The following is a 23761-nucleotide window of genomic DNA, read 5'->3' on the forward strand; positions in this document are numbered from 1 at the left end:
CTCGACGTCGGCAAGGCGCGCTACAGCCTTGCATGCCGACGCCACCGTCTCAACGATCCGTTGCCCTGGATCGGCGGTGCACATACCGCACCAACGCAGCAAGAATCACCAGTGCTACCACCGCGAGGAAGATCGGCAGACGATAGGGCTTCAGGTCGCCGAGTAGATGCTGTAACGCTTCCCCCGCCCAATAGCCGGCGCAGACGAACAGGGTTGCCCAGACTGCCGCACTCAGCACATTGATCAGGGCGAAACGCCAGGGTGACAGGCCACTTGCACCTATCACCATAGGCCCCACCAGGCGCATGCCGTAGAGGAAGCGAACAGCGAATACGGAGGTCGTGGGGTAACGCTGGATAAGACCCTCGACCCGCTTGATGGCAGATTGGTGACGTTTGAGTCTGGGCAGCAGGCGCTCCCCGGAATAACGTCCGGTCCAGAATAGCAACTGATCGCCGAGCATACCGCCCAACGTGGCCAAGCCGATCACTTGCAGCAATTGCAGAGCACCTTGGTGCGCAGCCATACCACCAAGGATCAACACTGTTTCGCCTTCCAGCAAACAGCCCAGGAAAATGACCCAATAGCCGTAGGCGGCGATCAGCGCGTTGAGGTCAAGATGTTCGAACATGGTCTTTCCTGTACGTCTGACATCACATGAATCCAGGCTGAAATGCCAGCTTCGTCACTTTCTTCCCACCAGGTACCGTACGCCATGTTCACCAAACACTTCCGAATGGGGTTGGTTACATTCCAGGTGAAAAATATCTCCTGAGTTGTAGGTGAAATCGCCATCAGATTTATGGATGACCAGGCTGCCGTGCAGAACCAGCGCCATCGCCTCGAAGTTGTGGGCATGCGAGTCCAGCGTACCAAACGCTTCGCGCTCGACTTCAACAACGGTGCCGAACCCTTCGGCAGCCAGCAGTTGCAAAAAAGCCTCTTTTTCCATGTCTACTTTTCCTGAATCTTTTGGTGTGGGGCTGAACCGAATCGACGCCCGGAATGGCGGCGCCGGGACCACCCACCACGACAATTGCTACAGCCTCGCAATATTCAAAAACGCCGCCCCTATAGATCACCCCTTGGGAGCAACATTCAATAAGTTTTCCGACGCTTTGAACGCTTGCTTCAGATCAGTCCCACCTCCCCCCCCCGTCGCCCGGATGACTCGATAGGTACTCGTCTTTGTAGATAGCCAATTCTCTTGTGCGGCCGCTCTTTTCAGCCGTACCGGCAGCCCATGCATGGCGGCTGAGTGCCGCAACGCGGTATGAACTCGATCTGGTCTTGTTGAGGCCTGACCCAAGCCACAAACGCATTGGGCCAGACCTTCAGGCTAGACTTTAAACCGGTTGGTCATCTCCTGCAGTCTGGCGCTGACTCTGGCCAATTCAACACTCGATGTCGCTGTCTCTTCACTGGCGGCGGCTGTTTGGTCTGAAATGTCCCTGACATTCGTGACGCCCCTGCCTATTTCTTCACCGACGTTACTTTGCTGCTCAGTAGCAACGGCGATCTGTTCGTTCATCACCTCAATCTCATGAACAGATGCGGTAATACTCTGCAGCACTTCGCTGGCTTGCGTAGACAGTTCGACACTGCTGTCCGTCAGTGCCAGATTTTGCTCTAGAACCTGCCCCATATGATCGGTACTGGTTTGCAGTTCGTTTATAAGCAGAGCGATCTCGTCTGTTGACGTGCGGGTGCGCACCGCCAGGCCTCTCACCTCGTCCGCGACGACAGCGAAACCACGTCCTGCCTCCCCGGCACGCGCAGCTTCAATGGCCGCGTTCAACGCCAGAAGGTTTGTCTGATCAGCCACCGTTTTTATCACATCCAGCACGCCACCGATGCTCTGAGTATTCCCTCTAAGCGCCGCCATCGCTGTTCTGGTCATGTTCATCTCACGCGCCAGGGTCTCTATCTGGGAACGAGTCCTGTCAACGACTTGCCCACCTTTCTGGGCCAACTGACTGGCGATTTGCGCAGTATTTACGGCTTGGGCTGCATTACGAGATACCTCATGAGTAGTGGCTGTCATCTGCTGCATCGCAGTGGCAATCTGCTCAGTCTCCAGCTTCTGCGCGTTCACGCCCGCACTGGTCTGCTCGGTTACTGCTGAAAGCTGCTCTGCCGCGCTTGCCACCTGCACGATTCCGTCTTTCATTTCCCCGATCAAGCTTCGGAGCCCGGACGTCATGCGCAGCATGCTGCCCTGCAACGCGCCCAACTCATCATTTCGAGTCACTTGCGTTTTGTACGTAAAATCCCCTTCTGCAACGACTTCAACGATTTCAACAGTCTCTTTGAGTGGATGAACAATTGATCGAGTAATCAACCAGGCCGCAAGAACACCCAAGAGAGCAGAAAGGCCCAGCCAGAGCAAAATCTTCTCCTGTGCTTTCTCTGCATCGGAGGCACGAAACTCATTCTGGATAGCCGTCATCTTGTCCGTAATGCCAAGAATGGTGGCGATCGACGTTGTGATACCGCCTTGAGCCTCATCAACTTTGGCCTGAGCGGCAACTAATGTTTCCAGTTGCCCGCTATAGGTGGCCATTCCTGCCGCCAACGCTTGAACGTCAGCACGGGGCAAACTGGTATCTTTGAGCGTGTCGATACTGGCCACCACCTGCGCTATTGCCTGACGGACAGTGTCTTCCCCGCTTTTACTCGGGGATGCCGTATAAGAGCGAAACGCGGTTCGCATCTTCTGGACAGAGATAAACAGTGCAGGGAGTTTCTGACGATCCGCGGCATTCCCGCTCTCGTCGTTGGCGGCTTCTGCGATCTTCAGCAACAAACCGTTAATCGTTTCGCCCGAAGCGCCGGCAAGGGTCCGCAGTTGCTCACGCTCTCGAGTAGCCTCGACTGATCGAGTATAGAACCCACGGTAAAGCTGCATCGTCGTTTGGGCTTCTTTGAGCAGCGCGATGTTATTGGCTGTTTTGAAACGGGGCGAGATGCTCACCAGCTGACGCTCCGTCCGCTCGAGTGCCTCCAACCACTTTGAAGCCTGTGCATCATCCGCTTTTAAAAAATAAACCAAACGCTCGATACGCATGTCTCGGGCGATCGAGCTGAATTGAGCAATATCCCCAGACAGTTCAGCCCGACGCTTCAACGTATCGGTGGCATCCTTTCCCGTATAAGCCATTAACAAAATCATTAAAATCAACAGTCCGAAACCCACCAGTAGCTTCGCCCGAACCGTCATATTACTTAACACACCAGATGTTGCGCTGGACATATATCTTTACTCATTGATTTTTTGAAAATAAAAGTCCGCCGGACAGGTAGCGGAACATAGAGTCCGATACGCATCAGGATGAATTGATAATGTGAATCTGCTGAAACCCTCGACACGCTCGGTAAAAAGGTCACGTCACAGATCTGAACTCACTGCGGCGTCATCCGGAGGGCCATTGAAGTACTTGAGTAAATACTCGAACTGTATGTGTTTTCTGGACAAAGAGGTGCCGAGGCAGGATAAGCCTGTTCATAACCGAGGGTCTCGAACTAAAGATAAAAGGCCGCTCCATGGCTATAAGCCACTATGTCGTCACTCTTTTCATTTTCTATAATTTTTTTGACGCATGTCGACGAACGGACGACTAAAATTCGTCTCGGCGCACGCCTGGCAACCCCAAATCCACAACTCATAATAATGAGTTACACAGAGAGGCAGCGAATAATTAACTTTATTATCGAACAGAGCACTTGCATTATTTGTCCTCTCTGACGCACCGATTTTAAAAAGACCTAATGGACGCTGTTGTCGTTAGGCACGCTTGCCGTTGGCTATGGCAAGACGATCAGCGCATACGACACCAAAGCGCGGGCAATGAGTTTGATATCGGACGAATCAGAAATCCAACTGAGCGCGCCACGGCGCGAAACGCCTAGGCCGAGCCGACGAAACTGCAGAAGTCCTGCAGGGCGATCTGATAAGCCCGGCGGGTACACGGGTTATTGATATTGACAAACCACTACACGGCCAATCTTACCGCAGCCAGATGCCGGAACAGCGCGCCGCCGTGGGTCAGCGCCCGCCTTCCTCAAGCGAGATCAATCCTCCCGGCATAGACCGCAATACGCGTCCCATTTCACCTTGATAGCAGGCGATTGATCCGAGGCCATAGATTCATGCCGCAAGCGCTCATGTACCGGCTCGGGCAATAGGTGCTGCCAGCGCTCCATCTCGGCATCCATCTACATGCTACGAATCTCATCTCAGATGCAGCGCCGGCCGCCGCGAAACGTGTCCGAGCCTTGTACCAGAATCCGTCGGAGGTAGCATATTGATGAACGGGCGCTACTTATGCGCTTGTATCTGTGCGAGAGGTAAAGACATCGCCGCCGTGCTCGGAGCCAAAACACGAGGTGACGGCTGCATCAAAGGCAATGGTGTGGCCGTGAACTGGGGGGGGGGCGGACACCTACTGAAAACAGCTCCTCCCGATGCCTATGGAGAGCGCCTGAAAAACTGGAGCTTGGACATACTTACAATCCTGCCTGCGGAATGGAAAGTGCTCGTCAAGCCGAAAACAGCCGATCAGTTCAAGATCGTCAAGCAACTACTCAAGCAGGCCACCGAGCTCGTGATTGCGACGGACGCTGACCGCGGGAGATGATCGCGCGCTGATCGACTATTGTGGGCACCGGGGACCGATTCAAAGGCTTTGGCTGTCAGCGCTCAACGAAGCATCCATCCACCAGGCACTCAACAGCGTCAAACAAGGCTCTGAAACCTACCCGCTGTATCTCTCCGCGCTCGCTCCAGAGCGGACCGGCTCACCGGCATGAACTTTTTCGCGGCTTTTCACCTTGCTGGGCCGACAGTCCGAGTATACCGGTGTGCTCTCCGTCGGAAGCGTTCAAGCACCGCCCCTTCGGCTGGTGGTTGACGGCGACCGGGATATCTCAAACTTCGTACCCAAACCGTTCTGGAGTGTCGAGGTTCAGCTATGGACTGCAGGACAATCGTTCTTGGCGAAATAGGTCGCCGATGAATACATGGTAGATGAGGAAGGCCGTTGCCTTGATCGTTACCTGCCACAGCTGCTGCCAAGCGTCCTGGGCAACCCTTCGGAAAGCCTGGCTCTGCCAAGGTATAAGCCAGCACGGTGTTGAAGCCCTTGATCGCAGGCCGTCCAATCTGTTTGGCAACCCAGACGTTTTCTGTCATTCCCTCATCAAGTTTTGCAATTGCGAAGGGGCACGCAACCCAGGGCAGTAATTGCTGGTGCCCACCACTGGGACGCCGTCAGGTACGGAGCTGAACACTCCTAATGAAACAGATACTTGAACACTGCCTGCCGTGTATCTCGCACACTGATGACATCGGTAATCAAGCCCTTGTCTTTGAGCAATAACGGCGATCTGATTTCTTCATCCAATGCGGACACCACAGCTCTCTGCGCATCGGTCATGCTTGAGGACTTGATGATCTTTTCCATGGTAAGGGTACTGAAAACGCCTATATTGGCGTCAGGATAGGCCAGCACGGCGACAGGTTCAAAGCCTGGCCCGCTCATGGCATAAACACCACCGGTGTACGCCTTCCGAGCAACCAACAATAATTTTTTTACCTTGCATCGGGTATGTGCTCTGAATAAATCTGCCACAGCGGCAAAAATCCCATCGCGTTCAGCCTCTTCCCCAATCATGATCCCAGGAATATCTGCGATAAACAAAATGGGCAAGCTCATTTTCCCAGCCAGGTCAATGACATGAATCATTTTACGGGCGGTCCTTTTGTAGATGACGCCGCCGCCATGCGCGGAGTTGTTGGCAACCACGGCAAAAACCTGCCCTTGCAGGCTGGCCAGCCCGACTAAAACCTCAGGCGCATGAGAGGCACCGATTTCGATCAGGCTGTCGCTATCGACAAATGAACGTACCAGATGCTGCACATCAAAAGGAATATTATGAGACGGGGGCAGCAGGCGGCTGAAATCCACTTCAAGCGGGGTTGAAAACTCACCGTACGTCGAGCTTTTTCCAGCAATCAGATATAAGAGCAGTTTTCTCAGATCGGCGAACAGATCAGCCTCGTCGTCAAAAACCAAGTGCACGGACCCAGACGCGGTACTGTGGATATCGGACCCGCCGAGGGAATAAAGATCGGTCTGTTGAGCGAGCATCGCCTTGACCATGTCAGGTCGTCCCATGCACAGAGCTCCTCGACGAGTCATCAGCACCAGATCGGCGAGCATCACAGGTAACGCCAAAGGCCCTGATGTCGGCCCTAAAATCACGGACATCAGCAAATTGAGTTTTGCCAACTCTGCCAGCGATGCGCTGACGCTGCCCATCCCGGACGGGGAAAGAAGCAAACTTGACATATCTGAAGAAAAAACCCTGGCTGTATCAAAGCCTTCAGTATCATTATTATCCCCGATTTTATCTTGAATATAGATAAGCGGGGCTTCAGCAGCTCGTGCCAAACCTACCGTTTTTATAATTTGCTGAGCCGTACTCCATTGCCGACTGCTTTGAAACTCGCAGTCACGACCGCGACTCATCGCAACATAGGTCTTGATTGAGTGGATCGTTCCTGCCCCGCAGATGAAATGGGTGTTCTGGCCCTCGAGGTCCTCCTTGAAACTACCTGGATCAAACAACCTAGAGACGCGTCTTTCGGAAACGCTCATCGAAACTCCTGACGTCGGTTTGCGTAGATAAACGCCGACACCGCGACACCCCGTCAACAAGCGTCGGCAACTGAAACCTCAACCCTTTAATACTTTCTCTATAAGACTCACGTTGCTCAGTAAAAAAGCATCTCGCGCTCTGGGCGCGTCAAAGCTCAAGCCGACCGGCAACCGCCCTTCCGGCCCGACGGGAATCGTTATAGAGGGGAGCATCGCGTTGCTGGCCAGGTCGGTATTGCGAATGGCCTGACTGAAAAACTCTGGTCGGTCAGCATGATCCAGATGAGGTACCCGGCAAGGTACCGTGGGATACCCCAGGAGCTTGATATGATGACGACCAAATAGCTCATCCATTTTTCTTTTCAACAGCTCGCCATTTTGCAGTGAACTCAAATAGTGAGCCGGTTTTATAGCGCCCTCTCCAAGATGGTGATTGATGATGCCTTTTACGTTGGCATCATCAACCTGCGCAAAAATATGATGGATACCGTGCTTCCAGCCCAAGGAGAGCAATGACTGAGCAAAGTCGGCAAAGAATTCGTAAAGCGGAACGGTGAACGTGAGTGTCTGGTTCAGTTCCACAATATCGGCATCATCAATTTCAACAAACTCGAACCCTGTCTTGCGCAGCAGGCTGAGTGCATTAATGCATGCCCTCTCCACCTCGCCATCCAGATCAGACCACATGGAGACCGGTAGGCCGATTCGACAGGGACCCGTCCTGTTCAGAGGAAAAGACTGCTGCTTGCCTGACAACAGCCCATACACAAATTCGGCGTCGCCTGCTGTTCGTGTCAGTAACCCAACGCAATCCTTTGTATGAGAAACAGGGATAATGCCTGCCGTTGACAAGCGTCCAGTAGTGGGTCTGAAGCCCGTAATGCCGCAAAAAGCCGCCGGTATTCTTATCGAGCCCCCCGTATCGGTCCCCACCGACAGCGGAACGATTCCACTTGCCACTGCGGCGGCACTTCCACCACTACTGCCCCCGGCACAATACCCGGGGGCAACGGGGTTTCCCACGGCTCCCCAATGAGGATTGATGGATGTCACCCCGAAACTAAGTTCGTGCATATTGTTCTTGCCAGCAACCACAGCCCCGAGGGCTTTGAGTTGACTGACAATCGCAGCATCCTGATCAGCTATGAAACCGGACATCCCTCGCGTCCCGGCCGTCAACGGCAGACCGCGAACACAGATATTATCCTTGAAGGAAACTGGCACGCCCCAGAGTGAAGTACCCTTCCTTGCTTGATCAGCCTCGCCAAACTGGCTGACCGCATCGCCCTCGCGTATGAAACAGTTCAAAAGGGTCAAGCGGGCCTCAGTGTCGAGCGCCCGCCCGCGCAGCTCTTCAGCGGCAATCTGTTCATCGGCCAATGCCCGGCACAGCGATTCAAGTGTGATCATTTCGCGCATACTCTTCTCCCTGTATAAGCGCTTCTCTCAGGACTGCTAATAGCGATAGGAGGCGTTAATACAGTCAAGCGGGTTGCCTTCTGACACCTGCCCTCCGGTGCTGCGCAGCACGGCACAGGCACTGTTCAATGCTGTCTGGACAGCACCTTCGATCCACCCTCCGGCAAAAGAGCAACTGCAGCCAGCCAGATAGAGCCCCGTGTCTTTATCGGGACTGTTCGCTGTCATCGGTTGAAAGAACAATCGATGCGAGTAAACATCCTCGCCGGGGTAATTGAGTTTGAAAGCGCCCGCAGAATGGGGATCGGTGAGCCAGTCATGGTGCAATACATACCGCTCATAATCCCCCTCAACAGGCAGGAGATAACTGGCGAACGTCGGATGCATCGCAGCGAGGTCATTAACCAGTACCTGACAACGTGTCTTTTTGTCAGACATCGCCAGCATTTTTTGAGCGTCGTCTTCCCACGTGTAACTGAGCAGAACAACTCCGTGACCATCAGGTTCATCGGGCTGATAATCCAGACAATAGACGCCGCGCACCAAGCCGTCCGACTGGATGGTGGTCGGAAGTTTGTTTTTTATCCAGAATTTGGTACGGGTGAGAATGAAAAGCTTCGATGATCCGGTCAGGTGGGTTTCGCGGACAGCACGAGCGACGTCACGACTCAGGAAGCGCTCGCTGTCCGTGAGGCAATGAATCATTTGCATGGCTCGATTACTGCTAGTGACAATCACTCGATCAAATAAGCCCTGTTCTCCTGCTGTTGTCTGGATGATGATTTTTTCAGAGTCTCTGGAAATGCGGCCTACCCGACTAAAACAAATGCGCTCCCTTAACGTTTTGCCGTCAAATGCCTGATCAGCGAGTCTCGTGGCCAGACTGGATATCCCGTCCGGAATCAGTCGCTGATCACTTTGGTATCCATTGATGACCATCCGGAGTATTTCCGTGAAGCCAGCCTGAAAGACTGGCAGAAAACCACCCGAGCCTATGCCAAGCGAGCCGAACAGCTCAAAGTCTTCAGGGCGAGCCCATTGGTCACCGCCTGGCGGGTGGGGGCCGGTAAAAATACAGACAATCGCGTTGTAGAATGAACAATCTCGGAATACATTGAGCCATCCTTGCCATGCGATCGCTGCCTCTTCCAAACAACCCGACTTGAGCATGGAGGCAATGTCCAGCGGGGCAACTAAAGAACCGCCTTCAAGGAGGTAACCATCGCGCAATAAAGACTGCCACCCCTCATAAACTCGCCTGAATAATGCGGGCGGCTTTTTGCCCGCTGGCCAGTAATAGCGTTTACCACGGTAATGCAGCTCCGTGTCCACCACACCTGGATCCGGAAAGGTGGTCGACGTTGAAATACCAAACTTTTTCAGGTAGTGGAAAAGGCCAGTTGCGCTGGGAGGAAAGCGCATCGCACCCATTTCTGCAATGTAACGTGGACGAGTCTGATCGAACACTTGAGACCATACCCGCCCCCCGATTCGATCACGCGACTCATATAAAACAACGTCCTTGACTCCCGCACGTAATAATTCAGTTGCAGCGACCAGCCCACTGATGCCGGCACCGACTATCGCTACCCGAGGGGTGGGCGTTCCGGATGAATAGCTGCCTATGCCTCCCGTCATCTCACATTTTTTCAGAAAGGGACCGTAGTCGTACAAAATATCAATACTGGGTGAATTAAAATGGTCATCCATAACGTGACGCTATCCTCTTCAACCTGACGTGCTGCCCGGTTACGTTTTTTTAAACTAAAGCTGAAACGGCAGCTGTGCACAGCAGTCGTCAACATCCAAAATTCCTAAACCAATCCCTTCAAACCCTATTAGTCCGCTAAGATTAGTAAGCATTAACGACCGCTGGTCGACCACGCATTGGCTTGCGTATACCGACTTTTTTCGACCTGACCGAATTCCTTAACGCCCCTGCAGACATCAAAGATGAGCCGCCTTAAAGCGGAGCAACATAATCATATACCGAGCGTCCAATCTCTATATAAGGCTGTGGGGAATGAGGCTTTCTAAGGCTGGCGCCCCCGCCCCGCCAACTGCCGAGCTCGCATCGCAATCAGCAATGCACCTATTTCCATAAATAATACTAATACCTTTGCCGCCGAGTTCGCGGTACGATCAGCCGAGCTGAGCGAAAGCCTACGTCGGAGGGTTTAAAGACCCATAGCACTGCCAACTTTCCGCCTGCAAAAGAAGTATATGCCCCAACAGAAAAAGGCAGTCAACATGGCTTTAGCTTACATTAAAATACAACGGCATCAATCATGCTATCGCGAAACGGCCTAATCGTCAGAGCTAAAAATCTGCATCGCTCGGATCCAACATCAGACTTGAATAAAAATTATCCTCTCAAAAGCGACGAGTCAAGCTTTATTATATGAAGACAGCTTTTCCTTCTCACCACCGAAGCGAACTGGTGATATCAATTAGACAGCTGGCTTAGTGATGGATGTACGATGTCAGTTCAATGGAGCTATTAGATGACAATCAGAAATACTAAAATTTCACTAGCGAATGACTGCAAACGTATCACTTTGCGTCTACAAAAAACTGCTCTATCTAAATCTCGATTCGAAGATTTTGACGAAGTAGGCGTGGTAACTCTAGTAACCCAAGTGCATCCGCGCCTTGATCCTTACAGAGCTCTTACAGACTTTTCACCTCCCACAACTGATCGAGCCTGATTGTATAACTCTCACTCATCAGCTCGCGGCGCATAGCCCATCCCGGATTGAAAGGAACACTCCCGGTTCGTAAAGCCCCTCTGCCCCAGCGTGTACTGATCTCGTCCAGGCCTCCCATCATCCTCTCCGCAGACGCCAGTTGCGAAGCTGCGAACATGTCATCCGTAAACTCGCCAGGCTGTCGCAGATCCAGCAACAGTACCTCTGCCTTGCTGTACTTGAACTCCGGTCGAAACAAACGATTCACTACCTCGTTCGCCGCCCTGGTCATCAAGCGCACGTCGTTAGTGGGGTAACCTCCTACTACACGGGCATAATACTTAACGCATTGCTCTGCTTGAGGTATGAGAACGTAGATCCGAGCCAGAGAATAATCGGGGTTAGGGGCGAAACCGAAAAAACCCATCGGGAGTTCAGACGGCTGCTTGTCTGGGTGCACATCACACTCAATCGGTGCTTACTGCCTTCAGCCTCGAAAGACCTGCCAGCTGCCTTACAGATCGTCGCATCAGCCCCATGACGGAAGCCCAGAACCGCCATTCAACCATGACAATCCGCAACGCAAAAAAAAACCTGGAAATCCGCATTTTCATGGGCCTTCCAGATTTTCGAAATGGTGGGTCGTGTGGGATTCGAACCTACGACCAATTGGTTAAAAGCCAACTGCTCTACCAACTGAGCTAACGACCCTCTGTTGTGTGGCGCGTATATTACTGATTTTTATGAGTAATTCAACACCTTTTTTGAAAAACTTTAAAAATAGCGAGTCGGGTCTGCGATACCGGCAGCGGTAAAGCCCTCGGCGCGCAAGCGGCAGCTGTCGCATTTGCCACAGGCACGGCCCTGGTCGTCAGCCTGGTAGCAGGAAACCGTCAGCGAGTAATCGACCCCCAATGCAGTGCCTGCCTTGACGATGTCCGACTTGCTCAGATTCTGCAGCGGCGCCCTGATCGTGAAGCCCTGCCCTTCCACACCGGCCTTGGTCGCCAGATTGGCCATGCGCTCGAATGACTCGACAAACTCGGGACGGCAATCCGGATAACCCGAGTAATCCACGGCATTGACGCCAATGAAGATATCCCTCGCGCCAAGGACCTCTGCCCAGCCCAGGGCGAGCGACAGGAAGACGGTGTTGCGCGCCGGTACGTAGGTGACCGGAATGCCTTCAGAAGGCGACTCAGGCACGGCAATGGAGCTGTCGGTCAATGCCGAGCCACCAATACCGTTGAGGTTCAGGCCGATGACCTTGTGCTCCACGGCGCCGAGATCACCGGCAACCCGCGCAGCGGCATCCAGCTCGGCGCGATGACGCTGGCCGTAATCGAAGCTCATCGTGTAACAGACGTAACCCTCGGCGCGAGCCATGGCTACGACGGTCGCAGAGTCCAGGCCGCCAGACAGGAGGATCACGGCTCTTTTTTCAGTCTTGGTCAATTCACTCATATCAGCGCCCCGGCTCGTCATCCCAAAGAATTTTATGCAACTGCATCTGCAGGCGTACCGGCAGGTTGTCGGCCACGATCCAGTCCGCCAGATCACGGCCCTTGAGCTCGTGGTGACTGGCCGAGAACAGGACTTCGCCCGCACGACGATCAAGACCGTACTGGATCAGCTTGGAAACCGCCCAGTCATAATCCTCACGCGAGCAGATCACGAATTTGACCTGATCGTTCGCCGTCAGCAGCTCCATGTTCTCGTAGCGGTTACGCGAGACTTCTTTTGACCCTGGGGTCTTGAGGTCTACGACGCGACTGACACGAGGATCCACCGCCGAGATGTCCAAAGCACCACTGGTCTCCAGCGATACTTCATAGCCCGCGTCGCAAAGACGCCTCAGCAACGCAATGGCATTGGGCTGGGCGAGCGGTTCGCCACCGGTGACGCAGACATAACGAGGGCGATAGGAAGCCACTTGTCCAAGGATGTCGTCCAGCGTCTGAATAGTGCCGCCGCTGAACGCGTAGGCACTGTCGCAGTACTGGCAGCGCAACGGGCAGCCGGTAAGGCGGACAAATACGGTGGGCAGGCCAGCCGTACGGGTTTCACCCTGCAACGAGTGAAAGATTTCGGTGATGCGTAATGTGTCTTGCATATCAGCCACGGGCGTAACAGCTAAACAGGCCGTCCGCCTCCGTCAGGCACTTCAAGGGACTCGCAATCGCGGAATCCAGAAAAGCGTAAGGTGTACCGGAATTTCGGGTGCGAGATTCTAACGAAAAAAGCCGCGACTAGCGCGGCTTTCTTGATCAGCGGGTCAACACATCAAAGGCGCTGCAGATCTCGCTGCGCCAATTGTGCAGCTGAAGTGCCAGGATACTGGGCAACGACCTGCTGCAATATGCCTTTCACCTTGTCGGTATGACCCAGACGGCGTTCGACATCAGCCAGCTTGTACAGCGAATCAGGCACCTTGGCATGCTTCGGATACTGTTGACTGACTTTGGCGAACGCCTGACCGGCGCCCTGAAGGTCGCCTTTGGCCAGATTGACTTCACCCAGCCAGTATTGGGCATTGCCCGCATACGAACTGTTTGGGTATTTGCGCAGGAAAGCGGTGAAGGCCTGGCTGGCCTTGTCGAAATCCTTTGCCTTGATCAAATCGAAGGCGGCTTCGTAATAAAGCTTTTCCTTCGCCGGATCAGGAGGCTCGGTGCCTGCTGCCGGTGCCTGCTGAGCCGCGGGGGCCGAAGGCGTCCCGCCGGCGTCGATAGCGCCACCAGCAGGTTGGGAATTATTGGTAGCCGGAGCGGCTGAGCCACTGGCTATACGTTGATCGAGTTCCTGATAACGCTCCAGAGCTTCCTGCTTCATGCGCTGGATGTCATTTTGCTGGACCTCGACAACACCGCGCAAACGCGCGATTTCGTCCTGCATCTGCTGCAGCTGCATGAACAGCTGACCTTGTGCCGAGGCAGGGGCCGTAACCCCTCCCCCGGCATAGGCGCCGGACGTGCCATAACCCGCTGGCGGATAACTGCTGCTGCCAGAGCCAGAATTGTTATCGACCACAGGTGCCGCACCCAACGCTGAAAGCGGAAGGGCGAGGGCCAAAACGGTTAGAGCACGTCGGCACGTTCGCATGTCAAATTACTTACGCAGTTCGACGCGACGGTTCTGAGCCCAGGACTGCTCGTCGTTGCCGGTAGCAACTGGACGCTCTTCGCCGTAGGAAACCAGTTCCAGCTGGGCTGGGGAAACACCTTGCAGTACCAGGTAGCGCTGAACGGCTTTCGCACGACGCTCGCCCAGTGCCATGTTGTACTCGCGAGTACCACGTTCGTCGGTGTTGCCTTCCAGAACAACGCGAGCGCCGTTAGCTTTCAGGTCTTTGGCGTGCACGTCCAGGGAGCGCATGGCTTCTGGCTTCAGGTCCGAACTGTCGTATTCGAAGTAGAAGGTGGTGATTGCGCGCAGAGCAGCTTCTTCGCTCAGGGAGCCGTCAACAGCACCCGAGTTGGCGCCGTAACCAGCGTTAGGATCAACAGCAGCACCGCCTGCACCGGCATTGTCGCCGCCTTTGGACGAGCAACCTACAGCTACAGCCATGGCCAGAGCCAGCGCAGCAAATTTACCAAACTTCAGCATTTCCATCTTGAAACTCCTAATGAACCCCAGTGTGTTAAGCAAATCGTGTAGCGCCGCGTCAGTTCAGGTAAGGGGACCAGGAAGGTTCTCTGACTTCGCCTTGAGCGGTAGGAAGCGGGAGCCTTACGCGTCCGTTAATGGACACGAGCATCAAGACTCCCCGGCCCTGCTGGCGGGTGGCGTAGATTACCATGGTGCCGTTGGGCGCAACAGTAGGCGACTCATCAAGGTTGCTATCTGTGAGGATTTTTACGCTACCGCGGGCCAAATCCTGCACTGCCACCTTGAAATTAGTGAAGCCGTCCTGCCGGTGAATCATTACCAGCGTCTTTTCATCGGCTGACAATTTCGGGTTGGCGTTGTAGTTACCCACGAACGTCACGCGTTCGGCACCGCCGCCATTGATATTGGTCTTGTAGATCTGTGGCTTGCCGCCACGGTCCGACGTGAAGTATAGCGTAGACCCGTCCTTGCCGAAGAAAGGTTCAGTATCAATCGAAGAATCGTTGGTCACGCGGCTCAATTGACGCGACGCCAGATTGATTACATAGATCTCCGGGTTGCCGTCCTTGGACAGTACGAATGCCAGCTTGCTGCCATCCGGCGACCATGCAGGCGCGCCGTTCAGGCCTTCGAAGTTGGTAATCTGTTCGCGACGACCGGTGTCGATGTGCTGAACGAAGATGCGTGGACGCTTCTGTTCGAACGAGACATAGGCAATACGTTTGCCGTCCGGCGCAAAACGCGGCGACAGGATTGGCTCACGGGATTGCAACAGGGTTACTGCACGAGCACCGTCGTAATCCGAACGCTGCAAGGTGTAACGCGTGTTGTTTTCCGAGAAGCGTTCGGCCGTCACGTAAAGCATACGAGTGGAAAACGCACCCTTGATACCGGTGAGCTTCTCGAACGACTGGTCGGCAATGTAGTGCGCCATGTCGCGCAACTGATCATTGGTACCCGACACGTTACCGGTCAGCACCTGCTGCTCGGTGGCCACGTTGAACAGCGCGTACTGGATCTGCAGACGTCCGCCGGCAGGCGTGATGTTGCCGACCATGACGTACTGGGCACCCAGCGCTTTCCAGTCACGGAAGATGACTTCGCTGGCCTGGGTCGGCAAGCTGATCATGTTCTGCTTCGGGATCGGCGCGTAGTAACCGGAGTTGCGCAGATCGTTGCTTATGATTTCGGCCATGTCTTCAGGCAGAACGCTACCGCCCTGCCATCCGAAAGGCACAACAGCGATTGGCGCTGCGCGGTCACTGCCGCTGGTGACCAGAATGTTCTTTTCTTCTGCCGACACCATTGCGGATGCGAAACAGAGAACGACCAGCAGTCCTCGAAAAAGGTTGATCACAAGGCTAGATCTCCAGGTGTGAATGTCATCTTGAATGAACGATAGGGCGCGAAGTCAGCCGGCTTCAGACCCTGCATTTCTGTCAAACGTCCAATGTTCTTCACCGCAGCAACCGCAGAGCTGTCAAACGGTCCGTCACCACTGGATTTGGCAATCGATACAGAAGCAATCGTACCGTCCGGCAACATCCCGATCTGCAACGTTACCGACATGTTGTTACGTGCCGATGGTGGACGACTCCAGCCTTCCGAAGCCCTTACACGAATCAGGTCATCGAAACTGCCAGCCGTTTCATCGCCCCGCTCGTCAGCCAAAGCCTGTTGCCGCTCCGGTTTATCGGACAGCAAATCGGCCAGTGCCTGCGCCTTCTTGTCTTCAGCGGATTTACGGGCTGCTTCCTGCGCCTTCTTGGCGGAATCGGCAGCGGCTTTTTTCTTCGCGTCCTCGGCAGCCTTTTTCTTGGCGTCTTCTGCGGCCTTTTTCTTGGCCTCATCAGCAGCCTGTTTCTTGGCTTCCTCGGCAGCAGCTTTCTTGGCGTCTTCTTCGGCTTTTTTCTTCGCCTCGTCTTCGGCCTTCTTCTTGGCTATATCAGCCAGCTGCTTCTCTTCAAGCTTTTTGGCGTCGGCAACCTTCTTGGCTTCATCGGCTTTCTTGGCATCGTCAGCCTTTTTGGCCTCTTCTGCTTTCTGTTCGGCCTTTTTGGCTTCGTCGGCTGCTTTCTGCTCTTCGGCTTTTTGAGCAGACTCTTCTTTCTTTTGTTCCGCAGCTTTTACAGCTTCCTGTTTTTGCTGCTCGATCTTTTTCTGCTCCAGCTGTTCGACTTCTGTTTGTCGCGCAGCGGTTTTCTTCGCCTCACCGGCAATCTTCTGGTTGGTCTGGGTAGTGGCCTGGCTCTTGGACTTGAGCTGATAGAGCGTTGCCTGAACGATAGGCTTGGCTTCGGGCAGATCCGGAGTCATGGCAAAGCTGACGAACAGCATGCCGAAAATCAGAATATGCAATGCCACGGCCCAGACACTGGGCCAGAAGTAGCTTTCCGAGGCGGACGGCTCTCGAATCGGCTGCATCAGGGTGCCTCGGTAATCAAGCCAACATTCCCGACCCCAGCCTTCTGCAGCCCGCCCATCGTGCCCATGACCGAGCCGTAATCGACGGTCTTGTCACCACGAATGAAAACCTGCGTCTGCTTGCCTGCGTCACGACCGGCAGCGACGATCTTGGTCACTGCGGCAGTCAGCTGTGGCAGGGTCATTGCCTTGTCCATCTGCTTGTCGGTATCGACTTCGCTGCCAAGGTTCCAGTAATAGGTCTTGTCAGCCTTGATCGAAATGGTCAGGACCTGATTGTTGTTGTCTTGCGGCAAAGCCTCGCTGGAGACCTTGGGCAAGTCGACTTTCACGCCCTGGTTGATCATGGGAGCCGTCACCATGAAAATCACGAGCAACACCAGCATCACGTCGATGTAGGGCACTACGTTCATTTCGGCGACCGGCTTGCGTTTTCTGCGACGATCTCGAGCGATTAAAGCCATGGGGAATTACCTGCTCACTCTTCGCTGGTGTGCACTTTACGGTGCAGGATGGCCTGGAACTCGTCAGCAAACGTGTAGTAACGGCTGATCAAGGTCTCACTGCGCGCGGCGAAACGGTTGTAGGCAATAACGGCCGGAATGGCTGCAAACAGGCCGATGGCCGTTGCAATCAATGCTTCGGCAATACCCGGTGCCACGGTAGCCAGTGTTGCCTGCTGTGCAGTCGCCAGACCGCGGAAGGAGTTCATGATCCCCCAGACAGTACCGAACAGACCGACATAAGGACTGGTAGAGCCCACGGTCGCCAGATACGGCAGACCGGCTTCGAGTTTCTCTTCCTCGCGGGAGATGGCAACACGCATGGCGCGCGCCACACCTTCCATGACCGCATCAGGATCGACGCCGGACTGCTGACGCAGACGCGAGAACTCCTTGAAACCGGCACGGAAGATCTGCTCGACGCCCGAATCCGGATCGGGGTTGCTGCCCGCCTGACGGTACAGCTTGGACAGATCGATACCCGACCAGAAACGCTCTTCAAAGCTGTCCAGCGCACGTCGACCTGCGCGCAGCATGTTGCTGCGCTGAAAAATCACGATCCACGAAGTGACCGAAGCAGCTACCAGAATCAGCATTACCAACTGAACAACAATGCTGGCATTGCTGACCAAACTCCACATGGAGGAATGGTCGACGACGTTAGCTTCCACGCTTTATCTCCTGCTCTGAATGTATGCCCGCGCCGCTCTGGTCGGCGAAGGCCGCTCGCAGAGCTTCGGGAATGGCCCGGGGTTTAAAACTATCGGCGCGCACGCACGCCACCAGGAACTGCCCTTCACAGAGCAGCGTTGCATCCGACGCCCGCCTGATCTGCTGTTTAAAGCGCAGGCTGACGCGATTCAATTCGGTTACTTCTGCACTGACGAGCAACTCGTCATCCAGCCGCGCCGGCTGGTGATAACGAGCCTCACTGGAGTGCACGACAAATAAAAGGTTTTCCTGCGCCAGTTCGGATTGGGCAAAGCCCAATTCCCGTAGCCGCTCGGTACGAGCCCGCTCCATGAATTTCAGATAATTGACGTAGTAGACGATGCCGCCGGCATCGGTGTCCTCGTAGTAAACGCGACAGCGATGTGCGAACGACTGAACCCCGTTTTGCGCGCGCATACTCTAGAGCTTACTCCTCAGGTTGCCAATCGGGTCAGGCAACTGTTTTTCAACGATTTGCCACTTAGTTACTGGTATCGGCGGCAGGACTGGCAATGTGACCACAGAGACCGCAAATAAATTGCAAGCCATTGCTATAAATCCACGGGCTCGTCGCCGAAATCGTCCGGTACCGGTATCTCGCCCATCCTCGACGGGATATTCAGGCCGAAATGCAGATACGCATGCCGGGTCACCACACGCCCCCGAGGTGTGCGCATGATATAGCCTTGCTGGATCAAATAGGGCTCGAGTACGTCTTCGATCGTATGACGCTCTTCGCTGATGGCCGCCGCCAGGCTGTCCACGCCCACCGGACCACCGTCGAACTTCTCGATCATGGTCAGCAGCAAACGCCGGTCCTGATGATCGAAGCCGTGCTCGTCGACGTCCAGCAGGTTTAGGGCCTTGTCGGCTGTCTGCCGGGTGATCTGCCCGTTGCCACGAACTTCGGCAAAATCCCGCACCCGACGCAACAGGCGGTTGGCGATACGCGGCGTGCCACGGGCGCGCCTGGCGATCTCGAAAGCGCCTTGCGGCTCGATGACCAACCCCAGAATGCCTGCCGAGCGCGACACGATCGTGGAAAGATCGGCGATGTTGTAAAACTCGAGTCGCTGCACGATGCCGAAGCGGTCGCGCAGCGGATTGGTCAGCATGCCGGCTCGAGTGGTCGCACCGACCAGCGTGAACGGCGGCAGATCAAGCTTGATCGAGCGCGCTGCCGGGCCTTCACCGATCATGATGTCGAGCTGGAAGTCTTCCATTGCCGGGTACAGCACTTCCTCGACGATCGGCGACAGACGATGGATCTCGTCGATGAACAGCACGTCATTGGGTTCAAGGTTGGTCAGGATCGCTGCCAGATCGCCGGGCCGCTCGAGGACCGGGCCGGACGTACTCTTGATCGACACGCCCATTTCCTGAGCGATGATGTTGGCGAGCGTGGTCTTGCCCAGACCGGGCGGACCGAAGATCAGCGTGTGATCCAGCGCTTCGCTGCGACCACGGGCAGCCTGGATGAACAACTCCATCTGCTCGCGTACGGTCGGCTGGCCGATGTAATCCGCAAGGCTCAGTGGCCGAATCGCGCGGTCCATCTGTTCATCACGATCACGGCCACCAGTGGCAGTTATCAGACGGTCGGCGTCTATCACTTAACCCATCCCCTTCAACGCACGGCGAATCAGATCCGCACTGCTCAAATCTTTTTCCTTGATGGCGGAGACAGCCTTGCTCGCCTCCTGAGGTTTGTAGCCCAGCGAAATCAGTGCGCTGACCGCATCGGACTCTGCCGATGCCACAGGCTCAGCCTGATTGGGACCATTGGAAACCAGCGTAAAGGTGCCTGGTAAGGCCTCCCAGGCCTTGAAACGATCCTTGAGCTCGACCAGCAGCCGCTCGGCAGTCTTCTTGCCCACACCGGGGATACGCGTCAGCGCCGACGTGTCCTGCGCCTGTACGCAACGTACCAGCTCATCGACTTCCAGACCGGACATCAGCGCCAGTGCCAGCTTGGGGCCGACGCCATTGAGCCGGATCAGCTCACGAAACAGTTCGCGCTCGCGTTTTTCGTAGAAGCCGTACAAAAGGTGCGCGTCCTCGCGGACCACCAGGTGGGTGTGCAAAGTCACCGTCTCGCCAACATGCGGCAGCCGGTACAGGGTGGTCATCGGCACTTCCACCTCATAGCCGACACCGTTGACATCCAGCACCAGATGCGGAGGCTGCTTTTCGGCGAGAGAGCCGCGTAAACGTCCAATCACGTTTCAGATCCTTTCGTGTTGCCTGTCGCTCGCGCGAAGAAGTTGAACACCGTCATCATAGAAAATAAGCGGACATATAATGCCTCTAGAGCCGCAAGCGGCCGCCGCGACTGCGCGCAGTGCCCAAGCCGTGAGGAATCAGACTGGAACGCGTATGCGCGTGGCACAGGGCGATGGCAAGGGCATCGGACGCATCGATTTGCGGCTTCTGGGTCAGCTTGAGCAGGTGCATGACCATCATCATCACCTGTTCCTTATTGGCACCGCCGGTTCCTGCAACTGCCTGCTTGACCTGGGTTGCGGTGTATTCGGCAATTTCCAGCGCCTCTTCGGCACCCGCCACGATGGCTGCGCCCCTGGCCTGCCCCAGCTTCAATGCCGAATCGGCGTTACGCGCCATGAAAACCTTTTCGATGCCCATCGTCACTGGTTCGTAGGTCTTGATGACTTCCCGCACACCGCGATAAACGATCTGCAAACGCTCATGCAGCTCGCCGCTGCCGGTGCGGATGCAGCCCGACGCGACATAGACACAGCCGCGCCCGGTGTCGCGTACCACGCCATAGCCGGTGATTCGCGAACCGGGATCGATACCAAGAATAAGAGTCATAACGCCTGCAGCTTGAGGAAGTCACGCAAAACAATAGGTGCAGCATAAAGGCAGAAGCCGGAGGCCGATAGCTGTGCGTTGCTCACAGCTTCGTTCCCCCGGCTTCCGACCTGGTGTTACCTGCAAGCGATCAGCCCAGTTGCTCCATCACTTCGTCCGGGATCTCCGCATTTGAATACACGTTCTGCACGTCATCCAGGTCTTCGAGCATATCAATCAGCTTGAGTACCTTTTCAGCGGTTTCCAGATCAAGCACGGCACTGGTGGTCGGCAGCATGACAATCTCTGCGTCTGCAGCCTTGAAACCCGCAGCCTCCAATGCGTTACGCACCGCATAAAACCCGGAGAACGATGTGAACACATCGATCGAGCCGTCTTCGTTGGTCACGACATCGTCAGCATCAGCCTCCATGGCAGCCTCGATCAGCGAATCCTCATCGACCCCGGCAGCGAAGGAGATCTGCCCCTTGCGATCGAACAGGTAGGCAACAGAGCCGTCGGTGCCGAGATTGCCGCCGCATTTGGTGAATGCATGGCGCACAGCCGCCGCGGTACGGTTGCGGTTGTCGGTCATGGTTTCGACCATGATCGCCACGCCGCCCGGACCGTAGCCCTCGTAACCCAGCTCCTCGACATCATCACCGTCGGAGGCCCCTACCCCTCGCGCCACCGCACGATCAATGGTGTCACGGGTCATGTTCGCACCAAGCGCCTTGTCCAGCGCCAGACGCAGACGCGGGTTGGAACCGGGATCACCACCGCCCTGACGCGCAGCAACGGTCAGCTCACGGATCCACTTGGTGAAAATCTTGCCTTTTTTGGCATCCTGACGCTCTTTGCGGTGCTTGATGTTCGCCCACTTAGAATGACCTGCCATTTTTCGCTCCAGATTCTTTTTGAAACACCTTCACCTTTCGCCCTGAACAGACGGGCAAAAAGCTTCACTCAATAAGGGGTAAATGCAGGGCGCATCATTGATACGCCCTGCCCGGCATCACTCGGCCTTTGGCTGCTCGCGCAGACGGATGTGCAGCTCGCGCAACGCTTTGGCATCGACAACGCCAGGCGCCTGGGTCATGACATCAGCCGCGCTCTGGGTTTTCGGGAACGCGATCACTTCACGAATCGATTGCGCGCCGGTCATCAGCATTACCAGACGGTCCAGACCGAAAGCCAGACCACCGTGCGGTGGCGCACCATATTTCAAGGCATCGAGCAGGAAGCCGAACTTCTCCTGCTGCTCGTCTTCGGCAATGCCCAGCAGACGGAAGACCGCCTGTTGCATTTCCTTGCGATGGATACGGATCGAACCGCCGCCCAGTTCGGTGCCGTTGAGCACCATGTCGTAGGCACGGGACAGCGCGGTCGCCGGGTTGGCTTCCAGCTCTTCAGGCGTGCACTTGGGTGCCGTGAAGGGGTGGTGCAAGGCGGTGAAGCTGCCGTCGTCGTTTTCTTCAAACATCGGGAAGTCAACGACCCACATCGGTGCCCACTCGCAAGTGTGCAGCTTGAGGTCATTACCGATCTTGATGCGCAGCGCGCCAAGGGCCTCGCTGACGATCTTGAACTTGTCCGCACCGAAGAAGACGATGTCGCCATCAACCGCACCAACGCGATCGAGGATGACGTTCAGGTTGTCTTCCGGGATGAACTTGACGATCGGCGACTGCAAGCCTTCCGGCCCCTTCGCGCGCTCGTTGACCTTGATGTAGGCCAGCCCCTTGGCACCATAGATGCTGACGAACTTGGTGTAGTCGTCGATCTGGCTGCGCGCCATGCTGGCGGCGCCCGGTACACGCAGTGCGGCAACGCGCCCCTTGGGGTCGTTGGCCGGGCCGCTGAACACCTTGAATTCCACGCCGGTGAGCTGATCGGCAACATCCACCAGTTCCAGCGGGTTGCGCAGGTCCGGTTTGTCGGAACCGTAGCGGCGCATGGCCTCTTCAAAGGTCATGTGCGGGAAATCACCGAACTCCAGGTCCAGGACTTCCTTGAACAACTGACGAACCATCTTCTCGGTCAGACCGATGATGTCCTCTTCATTGAGGAAGCTGGTTTCGATGTCGATCTGGGTGAATTCCGGCTGACGGTCGGCACGCAGGTCCTCGTCGCGGAAGCACTTGGCGATCTGGTAGTAACGATCGAAGCCGGCGACCATCAGCAGTTGCTTGAACAGCTGAGGCGATTGCGGCAGGGCGAAGAAGCTGCCCGGGTGTGTGCGGCTTGGAACCAGATAGTCGCGAGCGCCTTCTGGTGTGGCGCGGGTCAGGATCGGCGTCTCGACGTCGAGGAAGCCGTTGTCATCCAGATAGCGACGGATACTGGTAGTGATACGCGAACGCAGACGCAGCTTCTCGGCCATTTCCGGACGGCGCAGGTCGATGAAGCGATAGCGCAGGCGTGTTTCCTCGCCGACGTCGGAATACTCATTCAGAGGGAACGGCGGCGTTTCGGACTCGTTCAACACCTCGAGCTCGTAACCCAGAACCTCGATGGCGCCTGACGCCATGTTCGCATTCACGGCACCTGCCGGACGAGCACGAACCTTGCCCACGACCTTGACCACGTACTCGCTGCGCACGCGATCAGCGGCAGCGAAACTGTCGGCCCGATCAGGGTCGAACACGACTTGAGCCATGCCTTCACGGTCGCGGATATCGAGGAAGATAACGCCCCCGTGGTCACGACGACGGTGGACCCATCCGCAAAGGGTAATTTCCTGGCCTTCCAGACTCTCGTTCAGTTGGCCGCAATAATGGCTGCGCATCATGATGGTGTTTTCACTTCTCGTAATTCGAATTCGGTGGCGATTTCGCTCCTGGCTTGCGCTCAGAGGTACAAGGCACCGGCACAAGGCCAAAGCCAGCCCTGACCCACGCAGAGTCACGCCCGCTAGCAAGACGGAGGATTATATAGA

20 protein-coding genes, 1 tRNA gene and 4 pseudogenes are annotated in these 23761 nt (G+C 55.5%); 2 read left to right on the forward strand and 23 right to left on the reverse strand.

Annotated features, from left to right (window positions below; all coding sequences use genetic code 11):
• Positions 1–49 precede the first annotated feature (49 nt).
• The 4 genes and pseudogenes from KBY02_RS16130 to KBY02_RS26580 form a co-directional block, all read right to left on the reverse strand.
• A complete protein-coding gene (locus KBY02_RS16130) occupies positions 50–631 on the reverse strand; it encodes a DedA family protein (protein WP_011267085.1) in 582 nt (193 codons plus the stop codon).
• 54 nt (positions 632–685) lie between these two features.
• Positions 686–952, reverse strand: coding sequence for a cupin domain-containing protein (locus KBY02_RS16135; protein WP_011267084.1), 267 nt, complete (start codon positions 950–952; stop codon positions 686–688).
• A 387-nt stretch (positions 953–1339) separates the two neighbouring features.
• Complete coding sequence (locus tag KBY02_RS26575) at positions 1340–2212, reverse strand: methyl-accepting chemotaxis protein (RefSeq protein WP_370661145.1); 873 nt, start codon at positions 2210–2212, stop codon at positions 1340–1342.
• Positions 2198–3253 (reverse strand): annotated as a pseudogene (locus KBY02_RS26580) (methyl-accepting chemotaxis protein); the annotation flags it as partial. The gene KBY02_RS26575 and the pseudogene KBY02_RS26580, both read right to left, overlap by 15 nt.
• 1071 nt (positions 3254–4324) lie before the next feature.
• On the opposite strand from KBY02_RS26580, the pseudogene KBY02_RS16145 reads away from it, so the two are divergent.
• Positions 4325–5001: pseudogene (locus KBY02_RS16145) on the forward strand (DNA topoisomerase); the annotation flags it as partial.
• A gap of 290 nt (positions 5002–5291) precedes the next feature.
• On the opposite strand, the gene KBY02_RS16150 reads toward KBY02_RS16145, so the two are convergent.
• From KBY02_RS16150 to KBY02_RS16165, 4 genes and pseudogenes are all read right to left on the reverse strand, one after another.
• Complete coding sequence (locus KBY02_RS16150) at positions 5292–6659, reverse strand: carboxyl transferase domain-containing protein (protein WP_024639926.1); 1368 nt, start codon at positions 6657–6659, stop codon at positions 5292–5294.
• Between the two features lie 78 nt (positions 6660–6737).
• The gene (locus KBY02_RS16155) at positions 6738–8078 is read right to left on the reverse strand and encodes an amidase family protein (RefSeq protein WP_225650620.1); all 1341 of its coding nucleotides are present in this window, start codon (positions 8076–8078) and stop codon (positions 6738–6740) included.
• Between the two features lie 36 nt (positions 8079–8114).
• Positions 8115–9788, reverse strand: coding sequence for a tryptophan 2-monooxygenase (gene iaaM, locus KBY02_RS16160; protein ID WP_011267081.1), 1674 nt, complete (start codon positions 9786–9788; stop codon positions 8115–8117).
• 960 nt (positions 9789–10748) lie between these two features.
• Positions 10749–11081 (reverse strand): annotated as a pseudogene (locus tag KBY02_RS16165) (DUF4113 domain-containing protein); the annotation flags it as partial.
• A 6-nt stretch (positions 11082–11087) separates the two neighbouring features.
• Between KBY02_RS16165 and KBY02_RS16170 the strand changes: the two are divergent.
• Positions 11088–11201: pseudogene (locus KBY02_RS16170) on the forward strand (site-specific integrase); the annotation flags it as partial.
• A 199-nt stretch (positions 11202–11400) separates the two neighbouring features.
• On the opposite strand, the gene KBY02_RS16175 reads toward KBY02_RS16170, so the two are convergent.
• From KBY02_RS16175 to aspS, 15 genes are all read right to left on the reverse strand, one after another.
• A tRNA-Lys gene (locus KBY02_RS16175) sits at positions 11401–11476 on the reverse strand.
• Positions 11477–11539: 63 nt separating this feature from the next.
• Positions 11540–12229, reverse strand: coding sequence for a 7-cyano-7-deazaguanine synthase QueC (gene queC, locus KBY02_RS16180; RefSeq protein WP_003390955.1), 690 nt, complete (start codon positions 12227–12229; stop codon positions 11540–11542).
• Between the two features lies 1 nt (position 12230).
• Positions 12231–12878 carry a 7-carboxy-7-deazaguanine synthase QueE gene (gene queE, locus KBY02_RS16185; protein WP_004406110.1) on the reverse strand — a complete coding sequence of 216 codons (648 nt, stop codon included), beginning with the start codon at positions 12876–12878 and terminating at the stop codon, positions 12231–12233.
• Positions 12879–13048: 170 nt separating this feature from the next.
• Positions 13049–13867 carry a tol-pal system protein YbgF gene (ybgF, locus tag KBY02_RS16190; protein WP_057449775.1) on the reverse strand — a complete coding sequence of 273 codons (819 nt, stop codon included), beginning with the start codon at positions 13865–13867 and terminating at the stop codon, positions 13049–13051.
• A gap of 6 nt (positions 13868–13873) precedes the next feature.
• Positions 13874–14377, reverse strand: a complete 504-nt coding sequence (gene pal, locus KBY02_RS16195) for a peptidoglycan-associated lipoprotein Pal (RefSeq protein ID WP_003314369.1) — start codon at positions 14375–14377, stop codon at positions 13874–13876.
• A 52-nt stretch (positions 14378–14429) separates the two neighbouring features.
• Positions 14430–15680: a Tol-Pal system beta propeller repeat protein TolB gene (gene tolB / locus KBY02_RS16200; RefSeq protein ID WP_218961292.1), complete on the reverse strand. Its 1251-nt coding sequence runs from the start codon at positions 15678–15680 to the stop codon at positions 14430–14432.
• 47 nt (positions 15681–15727) lie between these two features.
• A complete protein-coding gene (gene tolA, locus KBY02_RS16205) occupies positions 15728–16798 on the reverse strand; it encodes a cell envelope integrity protein TolA (RefSeq protein ID WP_004406115.1) in 1071 nt (356 codons plus the stop codon).
• Positions 16798–17262 carry a protein TolR gene (gene tolR / locus KBY02_RS16210; protein WP_002554654.1) on the reverse strand — a complete coding sequence of 155 codons (465 nt, stop codon included), beginning with the start codon at positions 17260–17262 and terminating at the stop codon, positions 16798–16800. The genes tolA and tolR overlap by 1 nt, the downstream gene beginning before the upstream one ends.
• 14 nt (positions 17263–17276) lie before the next feature.
• Positions 17277–17972, reverse strand: coding sequence for a protein TolQ (gene tolQ / locus KBY02_RS16215; RefSeq protein WP_002554655.1), 696 nt, complete (start codon positions 17970–17972; stop codon positions 17277–17279).
• Entirely contained in the window at positions 17962–18429 is a 468-nt protein-coding gene (ybgC, locus tag KBY02_RS16220; protein ID WP_004406122.1) for a tol-pal system-associated acyl-CoA thioesterase, read from the reverse strand. The genes tolQ and ybgC overlap by 11 nt, the downstream gene beginning before the upstream one ends.
• A 134-nt stretch (positions 18430–18563) precedes the next feature.
• Positions 18564–19625 (reverse strand): Holliday junction branch migration DNA helicase RuvB, encoded by a 1062-nt coding sequence (gene ruvB, locus KBY02_RS16225; protein ID WP_003409396.1) that lies wholly within the window; start codon positions 19623–19625, stop codon positions 18564–18566.
• Entirely contained in the window at positions 19626–20234 is a 609-nt protein-coding gene (gene ruvA / locus KBY02_RS16230) for a Holliday junction branch migration protein RuvA (protein WP_004406125.1), read from the reverse strand.
• Between the two features lie 85 nt (positions 20235–20319).
• On the reverse strand, positions 20320–20844 hold the full coding sequence (gene ruvC, locus KBY02_RS16235; protein ID WP_011266999.1) for a crossover junction endodeoxyribonuclease RuvC: 525 nt from the start codon (positions 20842–20844) through the stop codon (positions 20320–20322).
• A gap of 130 nt (positions 20845–20974) precedes the next feature.
• Positions 20975–21721, reverse strand: a complete 747-nt coding sequence (locus KBY02_RS16240; protein ID WP_003339485.1) for a YebC/PmpR family DNA-binding transcriptional regulator — start codon at positions 21719–21721, stop codon at positions 20975–20977.
• 117 nt (positions 21722–21838) lie between these two features.
• On the reverse strand, positions 21839–23614 hold the full coding sequence (aspS, locus tag KBY02_RS16245; protein WP_002554661.1) for an aspartate--tRNA ligase: 1776 nt from the start codon (positions 23612–23614) through the stop codon (positions 21839–21841).
• Between the last annotated feature and the right edge of the window lie 147 nt (positions 23615–23761).

It is taken from the genome of Pseudomonas sp. P129 (assembly GCF_020312195.1).
Taxonomy (GTDB): Bacteria; Pseudomonadota; Gammaproteobacteria; order Pseudomonadales; family Pseudomonadaceae; genus Aquipseudomonas; species Aquipseudomonas fragariae.

What these genes read in the sequence shown, in the direction of transcription:
- tolB (WP_218961292.1), bottom strand. Translation starts at nt 15,680, where the DNA reads ATGGTGTCGGCAGAAGAAAAGAACATTCTGGTCACCAGCGGCAGTGAC.
- queE (WP_004406110.1), bottom strand. Translation starts at nt 12,878, where the DNA reads ATGCAAGACACATTACGCATCACCGAAATCTTTCACTCGTTGCAGGGT.
- ybgC (WP_004406122.1), bottom strand. Translation starts at nt 18,429, where the DNA reads ATGCGCGCGCAAAACGGGGTTCAGTCGTTCGCACATCGCTGTCGCGTT.
- queC (WP_003390955.1), bottom strand. Translation starts at nt 12,229, where the DNA reads ATGAGTGAATTGACCAAGACTGAAAAAAGAGCCGTGATCCTCCTGTCT.
- KBY02_RS26575 (WP_370661145.1), bottom strand. Translation starts at nt 2,212, where the DNA reads ATGCTGCGCATGACGTCCGGGCTCCGAAGCTTGATCGGGGAAATGAAA.
- KBY02_RS16130 (WP_011267085.1), bottom strand. Translation starts at nt 631, where the DNA reads ATGTTCGAACATCTTGACCTCAACGCGCTGATCGCCGCCTACGGCTAT.
- tolR (WP_002554654.1), bottom strand. Translation starts at nt 17,262, where the DNA reads ATGGCTTTAATCGCTCGAGATCGTCGCAGAAAACGCAAGCCGGTCGCC.
- pal (WP_003314369.1), bottom strand. Translation starts at nt 14,377, where the DNA reads ATGGAAATGCTGAAGTTTGGTAAATTTGCTGCGCTGGCTCTGGCCATG.
- KBY02_RS16155 (WP_225650620.1), bottom strand. Translation starts at nt 8,078, where the DNA reads ATGCGCGAAATGATCACACTTGAATCGCTGTGCCGGGCATTGGCCGAT.
- KBY02_RS16135 (WP_011267084.1), bottom strand. Translation starts at nt 952, where the DNA reads ATGGAAAAAGAGGCTTTTTTGCAACTGCTGGCTGCCGAAGGGTTCGGC.
- aspS (WP_002554661.1), bottom strand. Translation starts at nt 23,614, where the DNA reads ATGATGCGCAGCCATTATTGCGGCCAACTGAACGAGAGTCTGGAAGGC.
- KBY02_RS16240 (WP_003339485.1), bottom strand. Translation starts at nt 21,721, where the DNA reads ATGGCAGGTCATTCTAAGTGGGCGAACATCAAGCACCGCAAAGAGCGT.
- ruvC (WP_011266999.1), bottom strand. Translation starts at nt 20,844, where the DNA reads ATGACTCTTATTCTTGGTATCGATCCCGGTTCGCGAATCACCGGCTAT.
- tolA (WP_004406115.1), bottom strand. Translation starts at nt 16,798, where the DNA reads ATGCAGCCGATTCGAGAGCCGTCCGCCTCGGAAAGCTACTTCTGGCCC.
- iaaM (WP_011267081.1), bottom strand. Translation starts at nt 9,788, where the DNA reads ATGGATGACCATTTTAATTCACCCAGTATTGATATTTTGTACGACTAC.
- KBY02_RS16150 (WP_024639926.1), bottom strand. Translation starts at nt 6,659, where the DNA reads ATGAGCGTTTCCGAAAGACGCGTCTCTAGGTTGTTTGATCCAGGTAGT.
- ybgF (WP_057449775.1), bottom strand. Translation starts at nt 13,867, where the DNA reads ATGCGAACGTGCCGACGTGCTCTAACCGTTTTGGCCCTCGCCCTTCCG.